Origin of the sequence: Hydrogenophaga palleronii NBRC 102513, from assembly GCF_001571225.1 — a bacterium.
Classification (GTDB): Bacteria; Pseudomonadota; Gammaproteobacteria; order Burkholderiales; family Burkholderiaceae_C; genus Hydrogenophaga; species Hydrogenophaga palleronii.
Genome location: NZ_BCTJ01000036.1, coordinates 1 through 16,760, shown reverse-complemented (window position 1 = coordinate 16,760; position 16,760 = coordinate 1). Strand labels below are relative to the sequence as shown.

Sequence of the window (16,760 nt, the reverse complement as noted above, 5' to 3'; positions counted from 1 at the left end):
AGCGCCGGCAGACGCGCTTTCTGTCCAGGAACACCACGGAACGGGCTCCGCCCGGCCTCAGGTGTTGCCCCTTGGGGGGTGACGCGCCGCAGGCGCGGCGCAAGCGGGATCAGCTCTTTGCCGCGGCCGCCATTTCACGCTCGCGCTTGCGCGTGGCGCGCGCCACCCAGACCGCGTAGCTCACGATCACGATGGTCACGGTGGTGATCAGCAGCGTGGCCGCGGCGTAGATGGTCGGGTTGATGCCGCGCCGGGCGTAACCGAAGATCACCTGCGGCAGCGTGCTCACACCCGGGCCGGAGAGGAATTCGGCGATCACCACGTCGTCGAACGACAGCGTGAAGGCCAGCAGGAACGCCGCAAGCAGAGCCTGGAAGATGTTGGGCAGGGTGATGAGGAAGAACACCTGGTACGGCTTGGCGCCGAGGTCCATGGCGGCGTCTTCGATCGAGCGGTCCATCTCGGCCAGCCGCGACTGGATCACCACCACGCCATAGGCCATGCCCAGCAGCGTGTGGCCGAGGATGATGGTGAGCAGGCCACGCTGCGGCCAGCCGAAAACGTTCTGCACGCCCACCGCCAGCAGCAGCAGCGACAGGCCGATGATCACCTCGGGCATCACCAGCGGCGCGTTGACCATGCCGCTGAAGATGGTGCGCCCGAGGAAGCGCCGGTAACGCACCAGCACGAAGGCGGCGAAGGTGGCCAGCACCGCCGACAGCACCCCGGTGATCGTCGCCACCTTGAGCGAGAGCCAGAAGCCTTCGACGATCTTCGTGTCGCGCGTGAGCGCCTCGTACCAGCGCAGCGAGAAGCCGGTGAAGCGCGCGTCCTGCCGCGTGCTGTTGAACGAGAACACGATCATGAACAGCAGCGGCAGGTACAGGAAGGCATAGACCAGCGCGAGCCAGAACTTGCCGAAGTGCTTTTCAAGGACTTGTTTCATGATCTTCTCTCCTTGCAATGAAACGCGCGGATACACAGGTCTTCATTCAGCGATGCGGTGGAGCCGGCTGTGCCGGGCCACCCGCACCGTCCCCCTTGCTGGGGGAAGCCGCGAAGCGGCGCAGGGGGTCATCTCTTCTCGTTCGGGTCAGCGCTGTAGTGGTAGTACAGCGCCAGCGGAATCACGATCAACGCGATCATCACGACCGCCAGTGCAGTGGCGCGCGGCCAGTCGTTGGCGGTGAACATCTCGTCCCACACCACGCGCCCGATCATCAGGTTCTCCGGCCCGCCGAGCAGCGAGGGAATCACGAACTCGCCGACGCTGGGGATGAAGACCAGCATGAAGCCGGCGATGATGCCGGCCTTGGACAGCGGCACGGTGATCAGCCAGAAGGCCTTGAACGGCGTGGTGCCCAGGTCGTACGCGGCCTCCAGCAGGCGGAAGTCCATCTTCACCAGGTTGGCGTACAGCGGCAGGATCATGAACGGCAGGTACACATAGGTCATGCCGATCAGCATCGACACGTTGGTGTACAGCATGTGGATGGGCTCGTTGACGATGCCCACCGTCATCAGGAAGCGGTTGAACACACCCTGGTCGGCCAGGATGCCCTTCCAGGCGTAGACGCGCAGCAGGAACGACGTCCAGAACGGCAGCATCACCATCAGCAGCAGCGCCGGGCGCACGCTCGCCGGTGAGCGAGCGATGAAATAGGCGAACGGGTAACCGATCACCAGGCACAGCAGCGCGGTGCACAGCGCGTACCAGATCGAGCGCAGGTAGGCGTCGATGTAGAGCGTGCGGAACAGCGGCGCGCCCTCTTCCGTGCGGAAGATCGCCAGGTAGTTCTCGTACTTCAGGTGGAGGATGCCGCTGACCGGATCCCAGATCGGCTTGAACGGGCTGATGTCGTTGCCCATGTCCACGAAGCTGATGTACAGCAGGATCAGGAACGGCAGAAAGAAGAAAACCAGCAGCCACACATAGGGCACGCCGATCACGAAGCGCTTGCCGGGTACAGGGATTGAAGCCATACGAAGTTCCTGCAAAAGTAGGCTAACCAAACACGCCAGATCCAGAGGTACCGAGGAACCGGCTTCGCCGGGCCTCAGGTGCCGTCCCCCCTTCCAGGGGGGAAGCCGCAAAGCGGCGCAGGGGGGTCATCTCAATCCCGCAACACGATGCCGGCGCTGTCGTCCCACCAGAAAAACACGTTGTCTTCCCAGGTGATGTCGGAGAGGTCGTGGCGCGAGGTGTTGGCCTCGGTGATCTTGACCTTGGTGCCGTCGGTCGCCTTCACGATAAAGGTGTTGTAGGAGCCGAAGTACGCGATCTCCTTGACCTTGCCGGTGAACACGTTGGGGCCGGCCGCGGCACCCGGGTGTTGCTTGCTGATCTCCAGCTTCTCGGGCCGCACCGCAATCGCCACCGGCATGTTGAGCGTGCCGCTCACACCGTGGCCGACGTGGATCTCGCCGATGCCGGTGGTGGCGGCGCAGCGGTCGGCCTCGTCCACACTGAGCCGGCCTTCGAACAGGTTCACGTTGCCGATGAAGTCGGCCACGAAGCGGTTCGTCGGGTGTTCGTAGATCTCTTCCGGCGTGCCGACCTGCAGCACCCGGCCCTTGCTCATGATGGCGATGCGGCTGGCCATGGTCATGGCCTCTTCCTGATCGTGCGTGACCATCACCACCGTCACGCCCACCTTCTCGATGATGTTGACCAGCTCGAACTGCGTCTGCTCGCGCAGCTTCTTGTCCAGCGCGCCCAGCGGTTCGTCCAGCAACAGCATCTTGGGCCGCTTGGCCAGGCTGCGTGCCAGCGCCACACGCTGCTGCTGGCCGCCCGAGAGCTGGTGCGGCTTGCGTTTGGCGTACGGCGTGAGCTGCACCAGCGCCAGCATCTCGTCGGTGCGTTGCTGGATTTCGGCCTTGGGCAGGCCTTCGCGTTTCAGGCCGAAGGCGATGTTTTCCCAGATATCCAGGTGCGGGAACAGCGCGTAGGACTGGAACATCATGTTCACCGGGCGGTCGTAGGGCGGCATGATTGCCACGTCCTGGCCGCCGAGCAGGATGCGGCCCGAGGTCGGTTTCTCGAAACCGGCCAGCATGCGCAGCAGGGTGGATTTGCCACAGCCCGAACTGCCCAGCAGCGCGAAGATTTCGCCCTTGCCGATCGACAGCGATACCTCGTCAACCGCCACCGCTTCGTCGAAGCGTTTGACCAGTTTTTCGGTAACCAGATAGCCGGGTTCGTAGGTCGGTTCAGCTGCAGGCGCGCCCATGTGTTTCTCCTGGATATGCGTTGGCCGGAATCAAAAAGAAAGGCTGTTCAACCGCGTGGATGAACAGCCCTGGTGCTCGGTGAAAACCGTCGTTTGTTTACTTGCCGCGTTTGAAGGCGTTGTAGGTCTCGTTGAGCACGCCCGAGATCTCGTTGGAGAAGCCGCCGGTGGCGATCAGGCGCGCGGTGTCTTCCGGACCGAGGAAGATGGTCTCGTTGCCCTTGACCTCGTCCTTGATGTCAGGCAAGGCAGCCTTGTTGCCCGTGGGCCAGTTCAGCTCGTTGGCCATGGCCGCGGCATTGGCACCACGCAGGTAGAAATCGATGAAGGCCATCGCGTTGTTCACGTGCTTGGCGTCCTTCGGAATCGCCATGGTGTCGATGAACACCAGGCCACCACCGGTGGGCAGCAGCGGCACGATGTCGTCCTTGCTGCCGGTTTCCTTGGCGCGATCGCCCGCGATGTTGATGTCACCCGACCAGCCGATGAAGGCGCAGGCCTTGCCACCAGCGATGTCGTCGATCATGGTGCTGGAGAACAGGCGCACGTCCTTGCGCACCTTCTTCAGCATCTCCAGCGCGAGCTTGAAGTCTTCCGGGTTCTCGCTGTAGGCCGGCTTGCCGACGTAGTGCAGCGCCACCGGCAGGATTTCGCTCGGCGAATCCAGGTAAGCGATGCCGCACGAGCGCAGCTTGCTCGAGTACTCGGGCTTGAACACCAGGTCCCAGGCGTTTTCCGGCATCGGCATGCCACCCAGTGCCTTCTCGACCTTCTGCTTGTTGATGCCCACGGTGGTGAAGCCCCAGGCCCATGGCACCAGGAACTTGTTGTCCGGGTCCACGCCGGCGATCTTGGCCATGAAGTCGGCGTCGAGGTTGCCGTAGTTGCTCAGGCGGCTCTTGTCGATCGGCTGGTACAGGCCACCGTCGATCTGCTTCTTGGCGAAGCCGGCGGTGGGGATCACGATGTCGTAGCCCGAGTTGCCGGCCACCAGCTTGGCGTGCAGCGCCTCGTTGTTCTCGAAGGTGTCGTAGTTCACCTTGACGCCGAACTCCTTCTCGAAGTCGGAGATCAGGCTCTCGGTGATGTAGTCAGGCCAGTTGTAGACGTTGAGGACCTTCTCGTCGTCCAGCACCGGGCCGGCGGGCGCGGCTGGTGCAGCAGCCACCGGCGCGGACTCCACAGGTGCCGCAGCCGGCTCTTCTTTTTTGCCACAGGCTGCCAGCAGCATGGCCGACATGGCCAGAACCAGAACGTGTTTTTTCAACATGGTGTTGCTCACTCCAAGGAAGTTGTTGACCAAACGAACCCAACCAGGCGGAACCGAGACGACCTCGCATGGTTAGCAATTTTCAGACCCGGCGTGAAGACACGCCGCACAAAAAGCCGGGCAGTGTATGCGGGAAATCATTCTAGGGCCAGAGGAAGCAGCGTCCCTGAGCGAAGACCCTCAGGCGAGCAGCCCTTCGGCGCGCAGCTCGTCCAGGGTGGCGTCCAGGCAGCGGTGGATCAGCTCCATCATCTCGTCGACCTGCGCGCGCGTCATCACCAGCGGCGGCGCGATGATCATGCGGTCGCCCACGGCGCGCATGATGAGGCCGTTCTTGAAGCAGTGCGCGCGGCAGCGCATGCCCACGCCCAGCGCCTCGTCGAACAGCTCGCGCGTCACCTTGTTCTTCACCAGCACCAGCCCGCCGACGAAGCCGCAGGTCTCGGCCGCGCCCACCAGCGGGTGCTGCGCGAGGGCATCGAAGCGCTCGGCCAGGTAGGGGCCGGTGTCGTCCTTCACGCGCTCGACCAGCTTCTCGCGCTCCATCAGCTCGATGTTGGCCAGCGCCACGGCGCAAGCCACCGGGTGGCCGCTGTAGGTGTAGCCGTGATTGAACTCGCCGCCTTTGTCGATCAGCACCTTGGCCACGCGGTCGCCCACCAACACGCCACCGAGCGGGACGTAGCCGCTGGTGACGCCCTTGGCGAAGGTCACCAGGTCGGGGCGGATGCCGAACTTCTCGTAAGCGAACCAGTGGCCCAGGCGGCCGAAGGCGCAGATCACCTCGTCGGAGATCAGCAGGATGCCGTGCTTGTCGACGATGCGCTGGATCTCGGGCCAGTAGGTGGCCGGCGGAATGATCACGCCGCCGGCGCCCTGCACCGGCTCGGCAATGAAGGCCGCCACCTTGTCGGCGCCGATGGAGAGGATCTTCTCGTCCAGCCAGCGCGCGGCGCGCAGGCCGAAGTCGGCCTCGCTCTCGCCCGGGTTCGCGTTCTCGAAGAAGTGCGGCTGCTCGATGTGCGTGATGTTGGGAATCGGCAGGTCACCCTGCGCGTGCATGCCGCTCATGCCACCGAGCGAGGCACCGGCCATGGTGCTGCCGTGGTAACCGTTGTGGCGGCCGATGATCACCTTGCGCTGCGGCTGGCCGAGCAGGTCCCAGTAGCGGCGCACCATGCGCACGTTGGTGTCGTTGCTCTCGCTGCCGCTGGAGCTGAAGAACACGTGTTCGAACTTGCGGTCGCCCACCGAAGGCGCCAGCTGAGCCAGCTTGGCCGCCAGCTGCACCGCCGGCACGTTGGTGGTCTGGAAGAAGCTGTTGTAGAACGGCAGCGTCATGGTCTGCTGGTAACCCGCGTCGGCCAGTTCCTTGCGGCCGTAACCGGCGTTGACGCACCACAGCCCGCTCATGGCGTCGAGGATCTTCGCGCCTTCCGAATCCCAGATGTAGATGTTGTCGGCCTGCGTGATCACGCGCGAGCCGCGCGTGGCCAGGTCGGCGTGGTCGGTGAACGGGTGGATGTAGTGCGCGCTGTCCAGCGCCTGGAGGGCTTTGGTGTCCTGCTGTTCGGCACGGCGGACCAGGGCGGGCGGGGGAATCAGGGAAGAGGGTTTCATGGCGACAGGCTCGCTTTCAGAAAGAGGGGTAATGGATCCAGAACGCCGCGGAACCGGCTTCGCCGGGCCGCCAGCGTTGCCCCTGGGGGGGGGTGACGCCGAAGGCGGCGCGGGAGGGTCAAACGTGCAGCAGCAGGTGTTCACGCTCCCAGGGCGAAATCACCTTCATGAACTCGTCGAACTCCAGCTCCTTGATCTCGGTGTAGATGGTGATGAACTCCTTGCCCAGCACGTCGTGCAGGTCGGTCTCGCGGCGCAGCCAGTCCAGCGCCTCGCCCAGGCTGCGGGGCAGCGAGTACGGCGAGAGGTAGGCATCGCCGCGCATCTCGGGCTTGGGTTTGATCTTGTTCTTCAGGCCCAGGTAACCGCAGGCCAGCGTCATCGCCATCGCCACGTAGGGGTTGGCGTCGGCACCGATCACGCGGTTCTCGACCCGGCGCGCTTCCGGGGTGGAGATCGGCGAGCGGATGCCCACCGTGCGGTTGTCGTGGCCCCACTCGATGTTGATCGGCGCGGCGGTGTGGCGCGACAGGCGCCGGTAGCTGTTGACGTAGGGCGCCACCAGCACCATGGCGGCCGGGATGTAACGCTGCAGGCCGCCGATGTAGTGGTAGAAGGCCTCGGACGGCGTGCCGTCCTCGTTGCTGAAGATGTTCTTGCCGGTCTTCTTGTCCAGGATGCTCTGGTGCACGTGCATCGCCGAACCGGGCTCGCCCGCGATCGGCTTGGCCATGAAGGTGGCGTACATGTCGTGGCGCAACGCCGACTCGCGCACCGTGCGCTTGAAGAAGAACACCTCGTCGGCCAGGCCCAGCGGATGGGCGTGGAAGAAGTTGATCTCCATCTGCCCGGCACCGGCTTCGTGGATCAGCGTGTCCACGTTGAGCTTCATCTTGTCGCAGTAGTCGTAGATCTCTTCGAACAGCGGATCGAACTCGTTGACCGCGTCGATGCTGTACGACTGGCGCGAAGTCTCGGCGCGGCCGCTGCGCCCGATGGGGGCCTTCAGCAGCGTGTTCGGATCGGTGTTGCGCGCCGTCAGGTAGAACTCCAGCTCGGGCGCCACCACCGGGTCCAGGCCCTCGGCATCGAACAGTTCGCAGACGTGGCGCAGCACGCTGCGCGGCGCAAACGGCACCAGCTTGCCGGCGTGGTCAAAGCAGTCGTGGATCACCTGCGCGGTCGGGTCGGTGGCCCAGGGCACGATGCGCGCGGTGGTCGGGTCCGGGCGCAGCTGCATGTCGCGGTCGGTCGGCTCGATCACGTCGTAATAAGGTCCGCTGGCCGGAAACTCCCCCGTCACCCCCATGGCCACGATCGCCTGCGGCAGGCGCATGCCGCGGTCTTCGGTGAACTTCTCACGCGGCAGGATCTTGCCGCGCGCCACCCCGGTCAGGTCGGGCACCAGGCATTCGACCTCGGTCACGCGGTTCTGGTTGAGCCAGTTCTCCAGATCGTTGAAGCTCATCTTTTGGGGGGCTGTCATGTGCCATCTCCTGGGGTTGAAGTCGTTCGGGTAAGGCGTGGAAACAGGGTTATGCGCTGGCGCTGGCGCCGCTGCGGCTCAGGTCGGCGTGCTGCAGGCGCAGGCTCATGCGCTGGCGGCAGGCGCGGCCGAAGGCTTCAAAGATGGCGGCGTAGAAGGGGGTCTCGGTGCAGCGCCACTCGGGGTGGAACTGCACGGCATAGGCGAAGGTGCGGGCGCCCCGCACGCCGAAGGCTTCCACCAGGCCGTCGGGCGCGTGCGCCAGGGCGTCGAGCCCGGCGGCCAGGCGGTTCACGCCCTGGCCGTGCAGCGAGTTCACCTGCGCCTCGGGGCCGCCGGCCCATTGCTCGAACACGCTGCCCGGCGCGAAACGGATGGCGTGGCGCGGTGCGTACTGCTCGTCGGGTGGTGCGCTCTTGGGTTCGCGGTGGTCCATCATGCCGGGCACCTCGTGCACCCGCTGGTGCAGCGTGCCGCCCAGGGCGACGTTGATCTCCTGGAAACCGCGGCAGATGCCCAGCAGCGGCACCCCCTCGTGCACGCAAGCCTTCACCAGCGCCAGCGTGAGCAGGTCGCGGTCGGCGTCCAGCGGCAGGCTGGGGTCGGCCACGTCCTCCTGGAAATGCGAGGGGTGCACGTTGGAAGGCGAGCCAGTGAGCATGACGCCGTCCACCAGGGACAGCAGCTCGCTGATCTGGCCGGTGTCGGCCAGTGGAAACATCACCGGCTGAGCGTCTGCACCGACCTTGACGGCCCGGGCGTACTTGTCACCCAGCAGCAGAAAGGGCATCTGATGCCCGTGATCGCCCATCAGGCGGTGGTCGGCAGGCAGCCAGACCATGCAGGGTGGCTTGTTCATGATGACTCCAGACAATGGATGCCATTGTGGGGGGCCAATTGGATCACAATGAGAGCCATTTGGCACCACCCGTTGGTGCCAAATGGAAGCCCCCCCTGCGCCGCTCACGCGGCTTCCCCCCGATGGGGGGACCGCACCTGTGGCCCGGCGAAGCCGGTTCCACGGTGCGTCTGGATGGGGCACTTCGCGCCGGAAACGCTTCGCTTTTGGAACGCTGCCCATGCTGTCTGAATTCCTTCTCGCCGAAATGAGCCGCCTGGGCGCCCAGGACGCCCTGCCTTTGCACCGCCAGCTGTACGAGGCGCTGCGCCGCGCCATGCTGGACGGCAAGCTCGGTGCCGGTGAACGCCTGCCTTCCAGCCGCGATCTGGCGCAAGACCTCAAGCTCTCGCGCAACACGGTGGTGGCGGCGATCAACCAGCTCAGTGTCGAGGGCTATCTCGCCAGCCGGGTCGGCAGCGGCACCTACGTCAACGACAACGTGCCACGCGCCACGCCCGGCCGCCCCGCGCGCCAGGGCAGCAACCCGCCGGCCAGCGGCGTGCCGGCCGGGCGCCTGTCGGTGCGTGGCCAGGCGCTGGCCACCCGCTTCTGCGCCACCGAACTGGAGGTGCAACCCTTCACCCCGGGCATTGCCGACTTCAGCGCCTTCCCGCTCACGCTCTGGCAACGGCTGCAGAACAAACACTGGCGCATGACCTACCCGGACATGCTGGACTACAACGACTCCGGCGGTTACGCCCCGCTGCGCCGCGCGGTGGCCGACTACCTGCGGGTCTTCCGCAGCGTGCACCTGGACGCCGACCAGGTGGTCATCACCAGCGGCACCCAGCAATCCATCGAACTCTGCGCGCGCCTGCTGGCCGACCACGGCGACACCGTGTGGGTGGAAGACCCGGCGTACTGGGGCGCGGTCAAGGCCTTCATGGCCACCGGCCTCAAGCTGCACCCGGTGCCGGTGGACGAACAAGGGATCCAGCCGAGCACCGCCGACAGCGCGCAGCCGCCGCGCCTGATCTACGTCACGCCCTCGCACCAGTACCCCACCGGCGCGGTGATGTCGCTGCCACGCCGCCACCAGCTGCTGGCCACCGCACGCGTGCACGGCGCCTGGGTGCTGGAGGACGACTACGACAGCGAGTACCGCTTCAGCGGCCCGCCGATCTCCAGCCTAGAAGGCCTGGACACCGACGGCCGCGTTTTCTACATGGGCACCTTCTCCAAGGTGCTCTACCCGGGCCTGAAGATCGGTTACCTGGTGGTGCCCAAGCCGCTGGTGGCGGCCTTCAAGCAGGCCCACTACGACCTCAACCGCCCGGGCCAGATGCCGGTGCAGGCCGCGCTGGCCGAGTTCATCGAGATGGGCCACTTCACCAGCGCCTTGCGGCGCGCGCGGCAGAACTACGGCGAGCGCCGCCAGTGCCTGCTCGAAGCGCTCAAGCCGGTGCTGCGCGACCAGCACCCCGACGGTCCCAGCATCAGCGGCGCCGAACAGGGCCTGCACCTGTGCCTGCGCCTGCCCTCCTCGGTGGACGACCGCGCGCTGGCACAACGCATCGCCCAGCAAGGCCTCACCGTGCGCCCGCTCTCGGCCTATTGCCTGGCGCGCAGCGACCTGCGCGGCCTGGTCATCGGTTACGGCTACGCGCCGCTGGCCGAGATTGCGCGCTGCGGGCCGTTGCTGGCCAACGCGGTGCGGCAAACCCTGGGGAGCTGAGTCCATGATGGGACTGAGCCGCAACCTGATCACGCTGCTGCAGGCAACCCAGGCCGACAAGACGGGCTTGACGCCGCAGTCGTGCCTGAGCACGCACTTTCGCATCACACCGTTCGACGTCGGCCTGCGCGTGCTCAAGAGCGACCGCTACCTGCAGCTGGCCGAAGCCGCCCAACTCGATTTCATGCTGCGCACGCGCCGGGCCGTGCCGCTGGTGCGAGCCGGCATCGGCTTCGTCAACGCCGCGCAACTGGTGCGTTTCGTGCAACCGATCCGCCTGTTCCAGCGCGTGCAGGTCAACACCCGCATCGTGTTCGCCGACGAGCGCTGCGCTTACTTCTCGCACCAGTTGTGCGTGCAGGGCACCTTGCATGCCGAGGTGCTGGTGAAGATGAAGTTCAAGCAAGGCCGGCGCACCGTGCCACCACACGAATTGCTGGGCGACTGCCCGGCCGACAAGCCCGGACATCTGGTGGCCTGGGACCAGGCGCTGGCGGCAAGCTAGCTCAGAGCACGTCGCGCAAGCGGTGCCACAACATGCCCAGCGCCAGGCTGGGTGTGCGCAGCAGCGGGCCGCCCGGAAAACGCCGGTGTTTCAGGCGGGCATACACGTCGAAACGGCCGGCCTGCCCGGCCACCGCCTCGGCCACCAGCTGGCCGGCCAGGCCGGTGAGTGCCACGCCGTGGCCGCTGAAGCCCTGCAGGTAATACAGGTTGTCGCCCAGGCGGCCGAAGTCGGGTGCGCGGTTCATGCTGATGTCGACGAAGCCACCCCACACGAACTCGATCGGCACCGTGCGCAGGGCGCGGAACACCTCGCCCATGCGCTGCCGCATCAGCGCCTTCAGATCGCCGGGCGTGCGCGTGGTGTAGCTGACGCGGCCGCCGAACAACATGCGGTGGTCGGCGCTGAAGCGGAAGTAATCGAGCACGAAGTTGTTGTCGCACACCGCCGCGTTGCGCGGGATCAGGCGCGCGCAGAGCTCGGGGTCGAGCGGCGCCGTGCCGACGATGTAGGTGCCCACCGGCATGATGCGCGGCGCGATTTCGGGCGCCACCTGCGGGCCGTGTTCGGCCAGCATGCAGTTGCCGGCCAGCACGCCGAAGCGCGCCGTCACCTGGCCTTGCGCGGTGCTCGCCACCAGCGTGCTGCCACGCTGCAGCGCGGTCACCGGCGAGTGTTCGAAGATGCGCACGCCCGCGGCCTGCGCGGCGCGCGCCAGGCCCAGCGCGTACTTCAGCGGATGCAGGTGGCCCGAGCGCATTTCGCGCGCGGCCGCCACGTAACGCGGGCTGTTGATCAGGCGCGGCAGATCGGCGCCATCGGCCCAGTCGACCTCGATGCCGCGGCGCTGCAGGCCGTCCATTTCTTCGCGCAGTTGCGCCGCCTTGCGCGCCGAGTCGGCCACGTAGACATATCCGTCAACCCGGTCGCAATCGATGCCGTGGGCGGCGATGCGCGCGTCGATCAGGTCGATCGCCTCCAGCGACATGTCCCAGACGCGTTGCGCGTCGGCGCTGCCGAGTTGTTGTTCGAACGGGCCCTGCCCGCTCGCATAACCCACGATGGCCTGGCCGCCGTTGCGCCCGCTGGCACCGCTGCCGATGCGCTCGGCCTCCAGCAGCACCACGGAGAGGCCACGCTGCGCCATTTCGAGTGCGGCGCTCAGGCCCGAGAAACCGCCGCCGACCACCACCGCGTCGGCCACCAGGCTTTCCTGCAGCGCGGGCAAGGCCGCCGGCCGCTGCACGCTGGCCTCGTAATAACTTTGCTGGTTGAGCTGGGTGTCGGAACCGATCAGGGAAGGCTTGAGCATGATCAGGCCCCCCGCAGCCGCTTGGCCACCTGGCCGCTGAGGTAGGTCCAGACGAAGGTGGCGGCGGCGTTGCTGGTGAGTTCGGCGTGGTCGTAGACCGGGGCCACTTCCACGCAGTCCATGCCGATCCAGTTCAGGTCGGCCAGGCCTTCGAGCAGGGTCAGCACCTGCGAGCTCGTCATGCCACCCGGTTCGGGCGTGCCGGTGCCGGGCGCAAAGGCCGGGTCGAGGCAATCGATGTCGAGCGTGAGGTAGGCCGGGCGCTGGCCGAAGCGTGCGCGGATGGCATCGATGGCGCCCTGCAGACCGGCACCGTCCAGGCCCCGCAGTGCGCGTGCGGTGAATATCTGGCCGCCCTGGTCGGCCACGTATTCGCGCGCGGCGCGCTCACCGCTGGAACGGATGCCGACCTGCACCGTGTGCGCCGGGCTCACCAGCCCTTCCTGCAGCGCTTCGTAGGTCCAGGTGCCGTGGCCCGAGGGCTCACCGAAGTGGTCGCTCCAGGTGTCGCAATGGGCGTCGAAATGCAGCAGCGCCAGCGGCTCGCCGCCGTGGCGAGCCTTGGCGGCGCGCAGCAACGAGAGCGTCACCGAATGGTCGCCACCGAGGAACACGCAGTGGTGCTTCGCCATCAGCGCCGTGGCCTGCGCCTCGATGTGGCGGCGCACCTCGGGCAGCGGCGAGGCATTGGGCAGGCGCATGTCGAGCGCGTCGCCCAGGTGCTCCAGCGGAGACACGTCAAACACCGGGTGGATGCCGTCGCACAGCATCAGGCTGGCGGAGCGGATCGCCTGCGGGCCGAAGCGTGCGCCCGGCCGGTTGGTCACCACGCCGTCGTAGGGCACGCCGGCGACGGCGAAGGGCTGCCCGGCCAGCGGCGCGCAGGCGAGGAAGCGGTTGGTGTTGTTGGCGAAGGCGAACTGACCCATGGCCATGGAAGCGTCCTAGTCAAAAGCAAAACGTGCCCGAAGATACCGCCGGGCGCCACGCCGTGTGAGTCCAATTGACGGGTGGGGCCGGCGTCCACCCCGGCTGCACGGCCACACGGCTGCCACGCCGCGGCAGTAGCATCGGTGCACCCTGCCCGCTCCGGTGGCATGGCGCTTTCCCCCTCCTCTCTGCACACAAGAAAGACCAGACATGAAGCTCTACTACTCCCCCGGTGCCTGCTCGCTGTCGGCCCACATCGCGCTGCACGAAGCCGGTCTGGCACACGAGGCCATTCCTGCGCCCACCAAGACCCACCAGCTGCCCGACGGCACCGACTACTACACCATCAACCCGCTGGGCTATGTGCCGATGCTCGAACTCGACGGCGGCGAACGCCTGCGCGAAGGCCCGGCCATCGTGCAGTACATCGCCGACCAGGCGCCCGAGAAAAAGCTGGCACCGGCCAACGGCACGCTGGCGCGCTACCAACTGCAGAGCTGGCTGAACTTCATCGGCACCGAGGTGCACAAGGGCTTCTCGCCGCTGTTCAACCCGGCCACGCCGGACGAGGTGAAAACCAGCACCAAGGAAAAACTCGCCAACCGCCTGAAGTGGGTCGACGGTGAACTCGCCGGCAAGCAGTACCTGATGGGGGACGCATTCAGCGTCGCCGACGGTTACCTGTTCACCGTCACCAACTGGGCGCCGCGCGTGGGCGTGGACATCGCCGGCCTGCACAACCTCAACGCCTACCGCGCCCGCATCGGTGCGCGCCCGGCGGTGCAGGCGGCGATGAAGGCCGAAGGCCTCATCTAAAGCCCCCCTGCGCCGCCTGCGGCGTCACCCCCCCAGGGGGCGTGCCTGGCGGCCCGGCCAAGCCGGTTCCGCGGGCACTCTGGAGAGCTTCCCTTCGCACCGGGTGCGCCGCTTCAGTCCAGGGCTTTTTGTCTTGCGGCCAGTGCCGCGCCCACCCACAGTGCGGCGGCCGAGAACACCAGGCCGCGTGCCAGGCCACCCGGGCCGTCGGCGATGAAGCCGACCACCGTGGGGCCGACGATCTGCCCGGCCGCGAACACGGTGGTGAAGGCGCTGATGCCCGCCGCCCACTGCGCCGGTGGCAGGTTGTGCCGCACCAGGGCGGTGGTCGAGGCCACCACCGACAGGAACACCCCACCAAACAGCAGGCCCGAGGCCAGCAGCAGCGGCCAGCTGCCGGTGAGCGCCGGCACGATGGCCGCCACCCCCAGCAAGGCATTGAGCCGCGCCAGCGCCTGGCCGTCTCGGTGCCGGTCCAGCAGGCCGGCCCAGATGCGCGAAGACGCCAGCACCGCCACACCCAGCAGCGCGTAGAAAGCGGTGATCGCGCCCGGCCCGCTGCCCTGGTCGCGCAGCAGGGCGATCACGAACGTCATGTAGCCGATGTAGCCAACACCGAAGGCGGCGTAACCGGCAAGCGAGAACATGAAATCGCGCACGCGGAACAGGCGGCCGCCACCGGCCTGCGGGCTGGCCGATGGCGCAGGCTGGCGCGCCAGCACACGCGCCGGCCAGACCATCAGCGCGGTCGCCAGCAGGCAGGCCAGCGCCAGCCCCCACCAGGCCCAGGCCCAGGCGTGTGGCCGATGCGCGGCGGCTTGCAATAGCGGCGGCACCAGCAGCGCCGAGAGCACGATGCCCAGGCCGGTACCGCCGTAGTACAGGCCGAGCAGGAAGCCGCTGCGCTGGGGCTGGCGCGCACCCAGCCGCGCCGCCAGCAGGCCACCGGCCACGAACACCAGCGCACTTGCCACACCCGCCAGCAGGCGCTGCAGCAACAGCGGCGCGGCGTCGGTGAAGAAGCCGCTCAGCCCCATGAACAACGAGGCCAGCAGGGAACCGGTGAGCAGCAGGCCGGTGGGCGAGAAGCGCCGCATCAGCCAGGGCGTGGCGAGTGCGCCGATCAGGTAACCCAACGCGTTGAAGGTGTTCATGGCGCCGGCCAGGGTGTAGCTCCAGCCCAGGTCTTCGCGCATCGGCGGCAGCAGCAGGCCGTAGGCAAAACGCGTGATGCCCAGCGACACCGCCGCACCGAGCGAGAGCGCCAATGCCAGGCGCAGGTACGGCGTGGTGTCGGCGGTGCTGGCAGGCGTGGGTGGGTGCATGGCCGGGCCATTGTGGTGCAAGCGCCGCCGGCTTGCACCCTCCCTGCGGCAGTGCCACTTCGCACCGGCGCGAAATGTCCACTGCCGCCCGCGCACCCGGCACGCCGCGTGGGCCCGTAAGCTGTTGGCATGAGCACCCCCCACCCTTCCCCCGAACGCATCGCCGCGTTGCAGCAGGCCGAGCGTGATCGCTTCATCGCCACCCACCCGCAGTCCATGGCACTGGCGCAAGCAGCGCAGGCGCACTACCTGTTCGGCGTGCCGCTGCACTGGATGCGCGACTGGCCCAGCCCGGCCACGCTGTTCGTGCAACAGGCCCAGGGTGTCACCCTGCTGTGCGCCGACGGCCTGCACCACACCGACTTCTGCCTCGGCGACACCGGCGCCATGTTCGGCCACAGCCCGGCACCGCTGGCCAAGGCCATCGCCACCCAGGCCGCGCGTGGCCTCACCTGCATGCTGCCCGCGAGCAATGCGGTGGCGGTGGGCGAGAGCCTGGAACGCGTGTTCGGCCTGCCCATGTGGCAACTGGCGATCACCGCCAGCGACGCCAACCGTTTCGTGCTGCGCTGGGCGCGCGCCATCACCCGGCGGCCGCAACTGCTGGTGTTCGACGGCTGTTACCACGGTGCGGTGGACGACACCCTGGTCGATCTGGACCCGGTTACCGGCCACACCCTGCCCCGGCCCTCGGTGCTCGGCCAGGTGCACAACCACGCCGCTTTCACACGCGTGATTCCCTTCAACGACCTGCCTGCGCTCGAAGCCGGGCTGGCCCAGGGCGACGTCGCGTGCCTGCTGGCCGAACCGGCGCTCACCAACTTCGGCCTGGTGCCACCCGCACCGGGTTTCTGGGACGCCGCGCGTGCCCTCTGCCGCCAGCACGGCACGCTGTTCGTCTGCGACGAAACCCACACCATCTCGACCGCGCTCGGCGGTTATGCGCGCACACACGGCCTGGAGCCGGACTTCCTGGTGGTCGGCAAGGCCGTGGCCGGCGGCCTGCCCTGCGCGGTGTATGGCTTCAGCGCCGAGGTGGCGCAACGCATGGCCGACGCCAAACAGGCCGCGCCCGAAGGCCACAGCGGCATCGGCACCACGTTGTCGGGCAATGCGCTCACCCTGGCCGCGCTGCACGTGGCGCTGGGCCAGTTGCACACCGATCCGAACTACAACCACATGCTGGCGCTGGCCGAGCGGCTGGAAAACGGTTTGCGCGAACGCATCACCCGCACCCACATGCCCTGGACCGTGACGCGCCTGGGCGCGCGTTTGGAGCTGCAGTTCATGCCGCACACGCCGCGCAACGCACAAGATGTGCGCGACCACGCACGCGGCGAACTGGAAGCGCTGACCCACCTCTTCATGCTCAACCGCGGCGTGCTGCTCACACCCTTTCACAGCATGATGCTGGTCTCACCCGCTACCACCGCGCAGGACGTGGCGCAGTTGCTGCAGGTGTTCGACAGTTTGCTGGTTGCCCTCACGGCGGACTGAACCTCATACGCCCTTCTTGATGAGGGAAGACGAGAGGCGGTGTCGAAGCGCGACCCACCGCGCATGAAAGAACGTAAGCCAGAGAGTGGAAAGCCGCGCAACGGTGCAGAGGGTGCTGCACACAGCCGGAGCACGACCCGCCACGAAAGAAACAACGCCAGACCAGAGGCAGCAAGGGTCCGGCTACGCC

The 16,760-nt window shown here is 67.1% G+C and carries 14 protein-coding genes; 4 read left to right on the top strand and 10 right to left on the bottom strand.

What is annotated here, in order from left to right; all coding sequences use genetic code 11:
• Positions 1-109: 109 nt before the first annotated feature.
• From HPA01S_RS18695 to HPA01S_RS18665, 7 genes are all read right to left on the bottom strand, one after another.
• On the bottom strand, positions 110-946 hold the full coding sequence (locus HPA01S_RS18695; RefSeq protein WP_066272305.1) for an ABC transporter permease: 837 nt from the start codon (positions 944-946) through the stop codon (positions 110-112).
• A gap of 128 nt (positions 947-1,074) precedes the next feature.
• A complete protein-coding gene (locus tag HPA01S_RS18690) occupies positions 1,075-1,983 on the bottom strand; it encodes an ABC transporter permease (RefSeq protein WP_066272304.1) in 909 nt (302 codons plus the stop codon).
• A 131-nt stretch (positions 1,984-2,114) separates the two neighbouring features.
• Complete coding sequence (locus HPA01S_RS18685) at positions 2,115-3,233, bottom strand: ABC transporter ATP-binding protein (protein ID WP_066272302.1); 1,119 nt, start codon at positions 3,231-3,233, stop codon at positions 2,115-2,117.
• 97 nt (positions 3,234-3,330) lie between these two features.
• Complete coding sequence (locus HPA01S_RS18680; protein WP_084360822.1) at positions 3,331-4,500, bottom strand: extracellular solute-binding protein; 1,170 nt, start codon at positions 4,498-4,500, stop codon at positions 3,331-3,333.
• A gap of 183 nt (positions 4,501-4,683) precedes the next feature.
• Positions 4,684-6,123: an aspartate aminotransferase family protein gene (locus tag HPA01S_RS18675; RefSeq protein WP_066272300.1), complete on the bottom strand. Its 1,440-nt coding sequence runs from the start codon at positions 6,121-6,123 to the stop codon at positions 4,684-4,686.
• Positions 6,124-6,241: 118 nt separating this feature from the next.
• On the bottom strand, positions 6,242-7,609 hold the full coding sequence (locus HPA01S_RS18670; RefSeq protein ID WP_066272296.1) for a glutamine synthetase family protein: 1,368 nt from the start codon (positions 7,607-7,609) through the stop codon (positions 6,242-6,244).
• Positions 7,610-7,658: 49 nt separating this feature from the next.
• The gene (locus HPA01S_RS18665) at positions 7,659-8,468 is read right to left on the bottom strand and encodes a gamma-glutamyl-gamma-aminobutyrate hydrolase family protein (RefSeq protein ID WP_066272293.1); all 810 of its coding nucleotides are present in this window, start codon (positions 8,466-8,468) and stop codon (positions 7,659-7,661) included.
• Positions 8,469-8,688: 220 nt separating this feature from the next.
• Here HPA01S_RS18665 and pdxR point away from each other — a divergent pair, with 220 nt between their 5' ends.
• Entirely contained in the window at positions 8,689-10,185 is a 1,497-nt protein-coding gene (gene pdxR, locus HPA01S_RS18660) for a MocR-like pyridoxine biosynthesis transcription factor PdxR (protein ID WP_066272291.1), read from the top strand.
• Between the two features lie 4 nt (positions 10,186-10,189).
• Positions 10,190-10,690 (top strand): thioesterase family protein, encoded by a 501-nt coding sequence (locus HPA01S_RS18655; protein ID WP_157085089.1) that lies wholly within the window; start codon positions 10,190-10,192, stop codon positions 10,688-10,690.
• Position 10,691: 1 nt separating this feature from the next.
• Here HPA01S_RS18655 and HPA01S_RS18650 read toward each other — a convergent pair whose 3' ends face one another.
• Together HPA01S_RS18650 and speB are read right to left on the bottom strand one after the other, a co-directional pair.
• Complete coding sequence (locus tag HPA01S_RS18650) at positions 10,692-12,002, bottom strand: NAD(P)/FAD-dependent oxidoreductase (RefSeq protein WP_066272289.1); 1,311 nt, start codon at positions 12,000-12,002, stop codon at positions 10,692-10,694.
• 2 nt (positions 12,003-12,004) lie between these two features.
• Positions 12,005-12,937 carry an agmatinase gene (speB, locus tag HPA01S_RS18645; RefSeq protein ID WP_066272287.1) on the bottom strand — a complete coding sequence of 311 codons (933 nt, stop codon included), beginning with the start codon at positions 12,935-12,937 and terminating at the stop codon, positions 12,005-12,007.
• 205 nt (positions 12,938-13,142) lie between these two features.
• Between speB and gstA the strand changes: the two genes are divergently transcribed.
• Positions 13,143-13,748: a glutathione transferase GstA gene (gstA, locus tag HPA01S_RS18640; protein ID WP_066272285.1), complete on the top strand. Its 606-nt coding sequence runs from the start codon at positions 13,143-13,145 to the stop codon at positions 13,746-13,748.
• Positions 13,749-13,861: 113 nt separating this feature from the next.
• On the opposite strand, the gene HPA01S_RS18635 is transcribed toward gstA, so the two are convergent.
• On the bottom strand, positions 13,862-15,073 hold the full coding sequence (locus HPA01S_RS18635; protein WP_066272283.1) for a YbfB/YjiJ family MFS transporter: 1,212 nt from the start codon (positions 15,071-15,073) through the stop codon (positions 13,862-13,864).
• Positions 15,074-15,202: 129 nt separating this feature from the next.
• On the opposite strand from HPA01S_RS18635, the gene HPA01S_RS18630 reads away from it, so the two are divergent.
• Positions 15,203-16,570 carry an aspartate aminotransferase family protein gene (locus tag HPA01S_RS18630; RefSeq protein ID WP_066272282.1) on the top strand — a complete coding sequence of 456 codons (1,368 nt, stop codon included), beginning with the start codon at positions 15,203-15,205 and terminating at the stop codon, positions 16,568-16,570.
• The last annotated feature ends 190 nt before the right edge of the window (positions 16,571-16,760 follow it).

Bases quoted from the DNA above. Each gene is read 5' to 3' on its own strand.
- HPA01S_RS18695 (WP_066272305.1), bottom strand. From the start codon at position 946: ATGAAACAAGTCCTTGAAAAGCACTTCGGCAAGTTCTGGCTCGCGCTG.
- HPA01S_RS18690 (WP_066272304.1), bottom strand. From the start codon at position 1,983: ATGGCTTCAATCCCTGTACCCGGCAAGCGCTTCGTGATCGGCGTGCCC.
- HPA01S_RS18685 (WP_066272302.1), bottom strand. From the start codon at position 3,233: ATGGGCGCGCCTGCAGCTGAACCGACCTACGAACCCGGCTATCTGGTT.
- HPA01S_RS18675 (WP_066272300.1), bottom strand. From the start codon at position 6,123: ATGAAACCCTCTTCCCTGATTCCCCCGCCCGCCCTGGTCCGCCGTGCC.
- HPA01S_RS18670 (WP_066272296.1), bottom strand. From the start codon at position 7,609: ATGACAGCCCCCCAAAAGATGAGCTTCAACGATCTGGAGAACTGGCTC.
- HPA01S_RS18665 (WP_066272293.1), bottom strand. From the start codon at position 8,468: ATGAACAAGCCACCCTGCATGGTCTGGCTGCCTGCCGACCACCGCCTG.
- pdxR (WP_066272291.1), top strand. From the start codon at position 8,689: ATGCTGTCTGAATTCCTTCTCGCCGAAATGAGCCGCCTGGGCGCCCAG.
- HPA01S_RS18655 (WP_157085089.1), top strand. From the start codon at position 10,190: ATGATGGGACTGAGCCGCAACCTGATCACGCTGCTGCAGGCAACCCAG.
- HPA01S_RS18650 (WP_066272289.1), bottom strand. From the start codon at position 12,002: ATGCTCAAGCCTTCCCTGATCGGTTCCGACACCCAGCTCAACCAGCAA.
- speB (WP_066272287.1), bottom strand. From the start codon at position 12,937: ATGGCCATGGGTCAGTTCGCCTTCGCCAACAACACCAACCGCTTCCTC.
- gstA (WP_066272285.1), top strand. From the start codon at position 13,143: ATGAAGCTCTACTACTCCCCCGGTGCCTGCTCGCTGTCGGCCCACATC.
- HPA01S_RS18635 (WP_066272283.1), bottom strand. From the start codon at position 15,073: ATGCACCCACCCACGCCTGCCAGCACCGCCGACACCACGCCGTACCTG.
- HPA01S_RS18630 (WP_066272282.1), top strand. From the start codon at position 15,203: ATGAGCACCCCCCACCCTTCCCCCGAACGCATCGCCGCGTTGCAGCAG.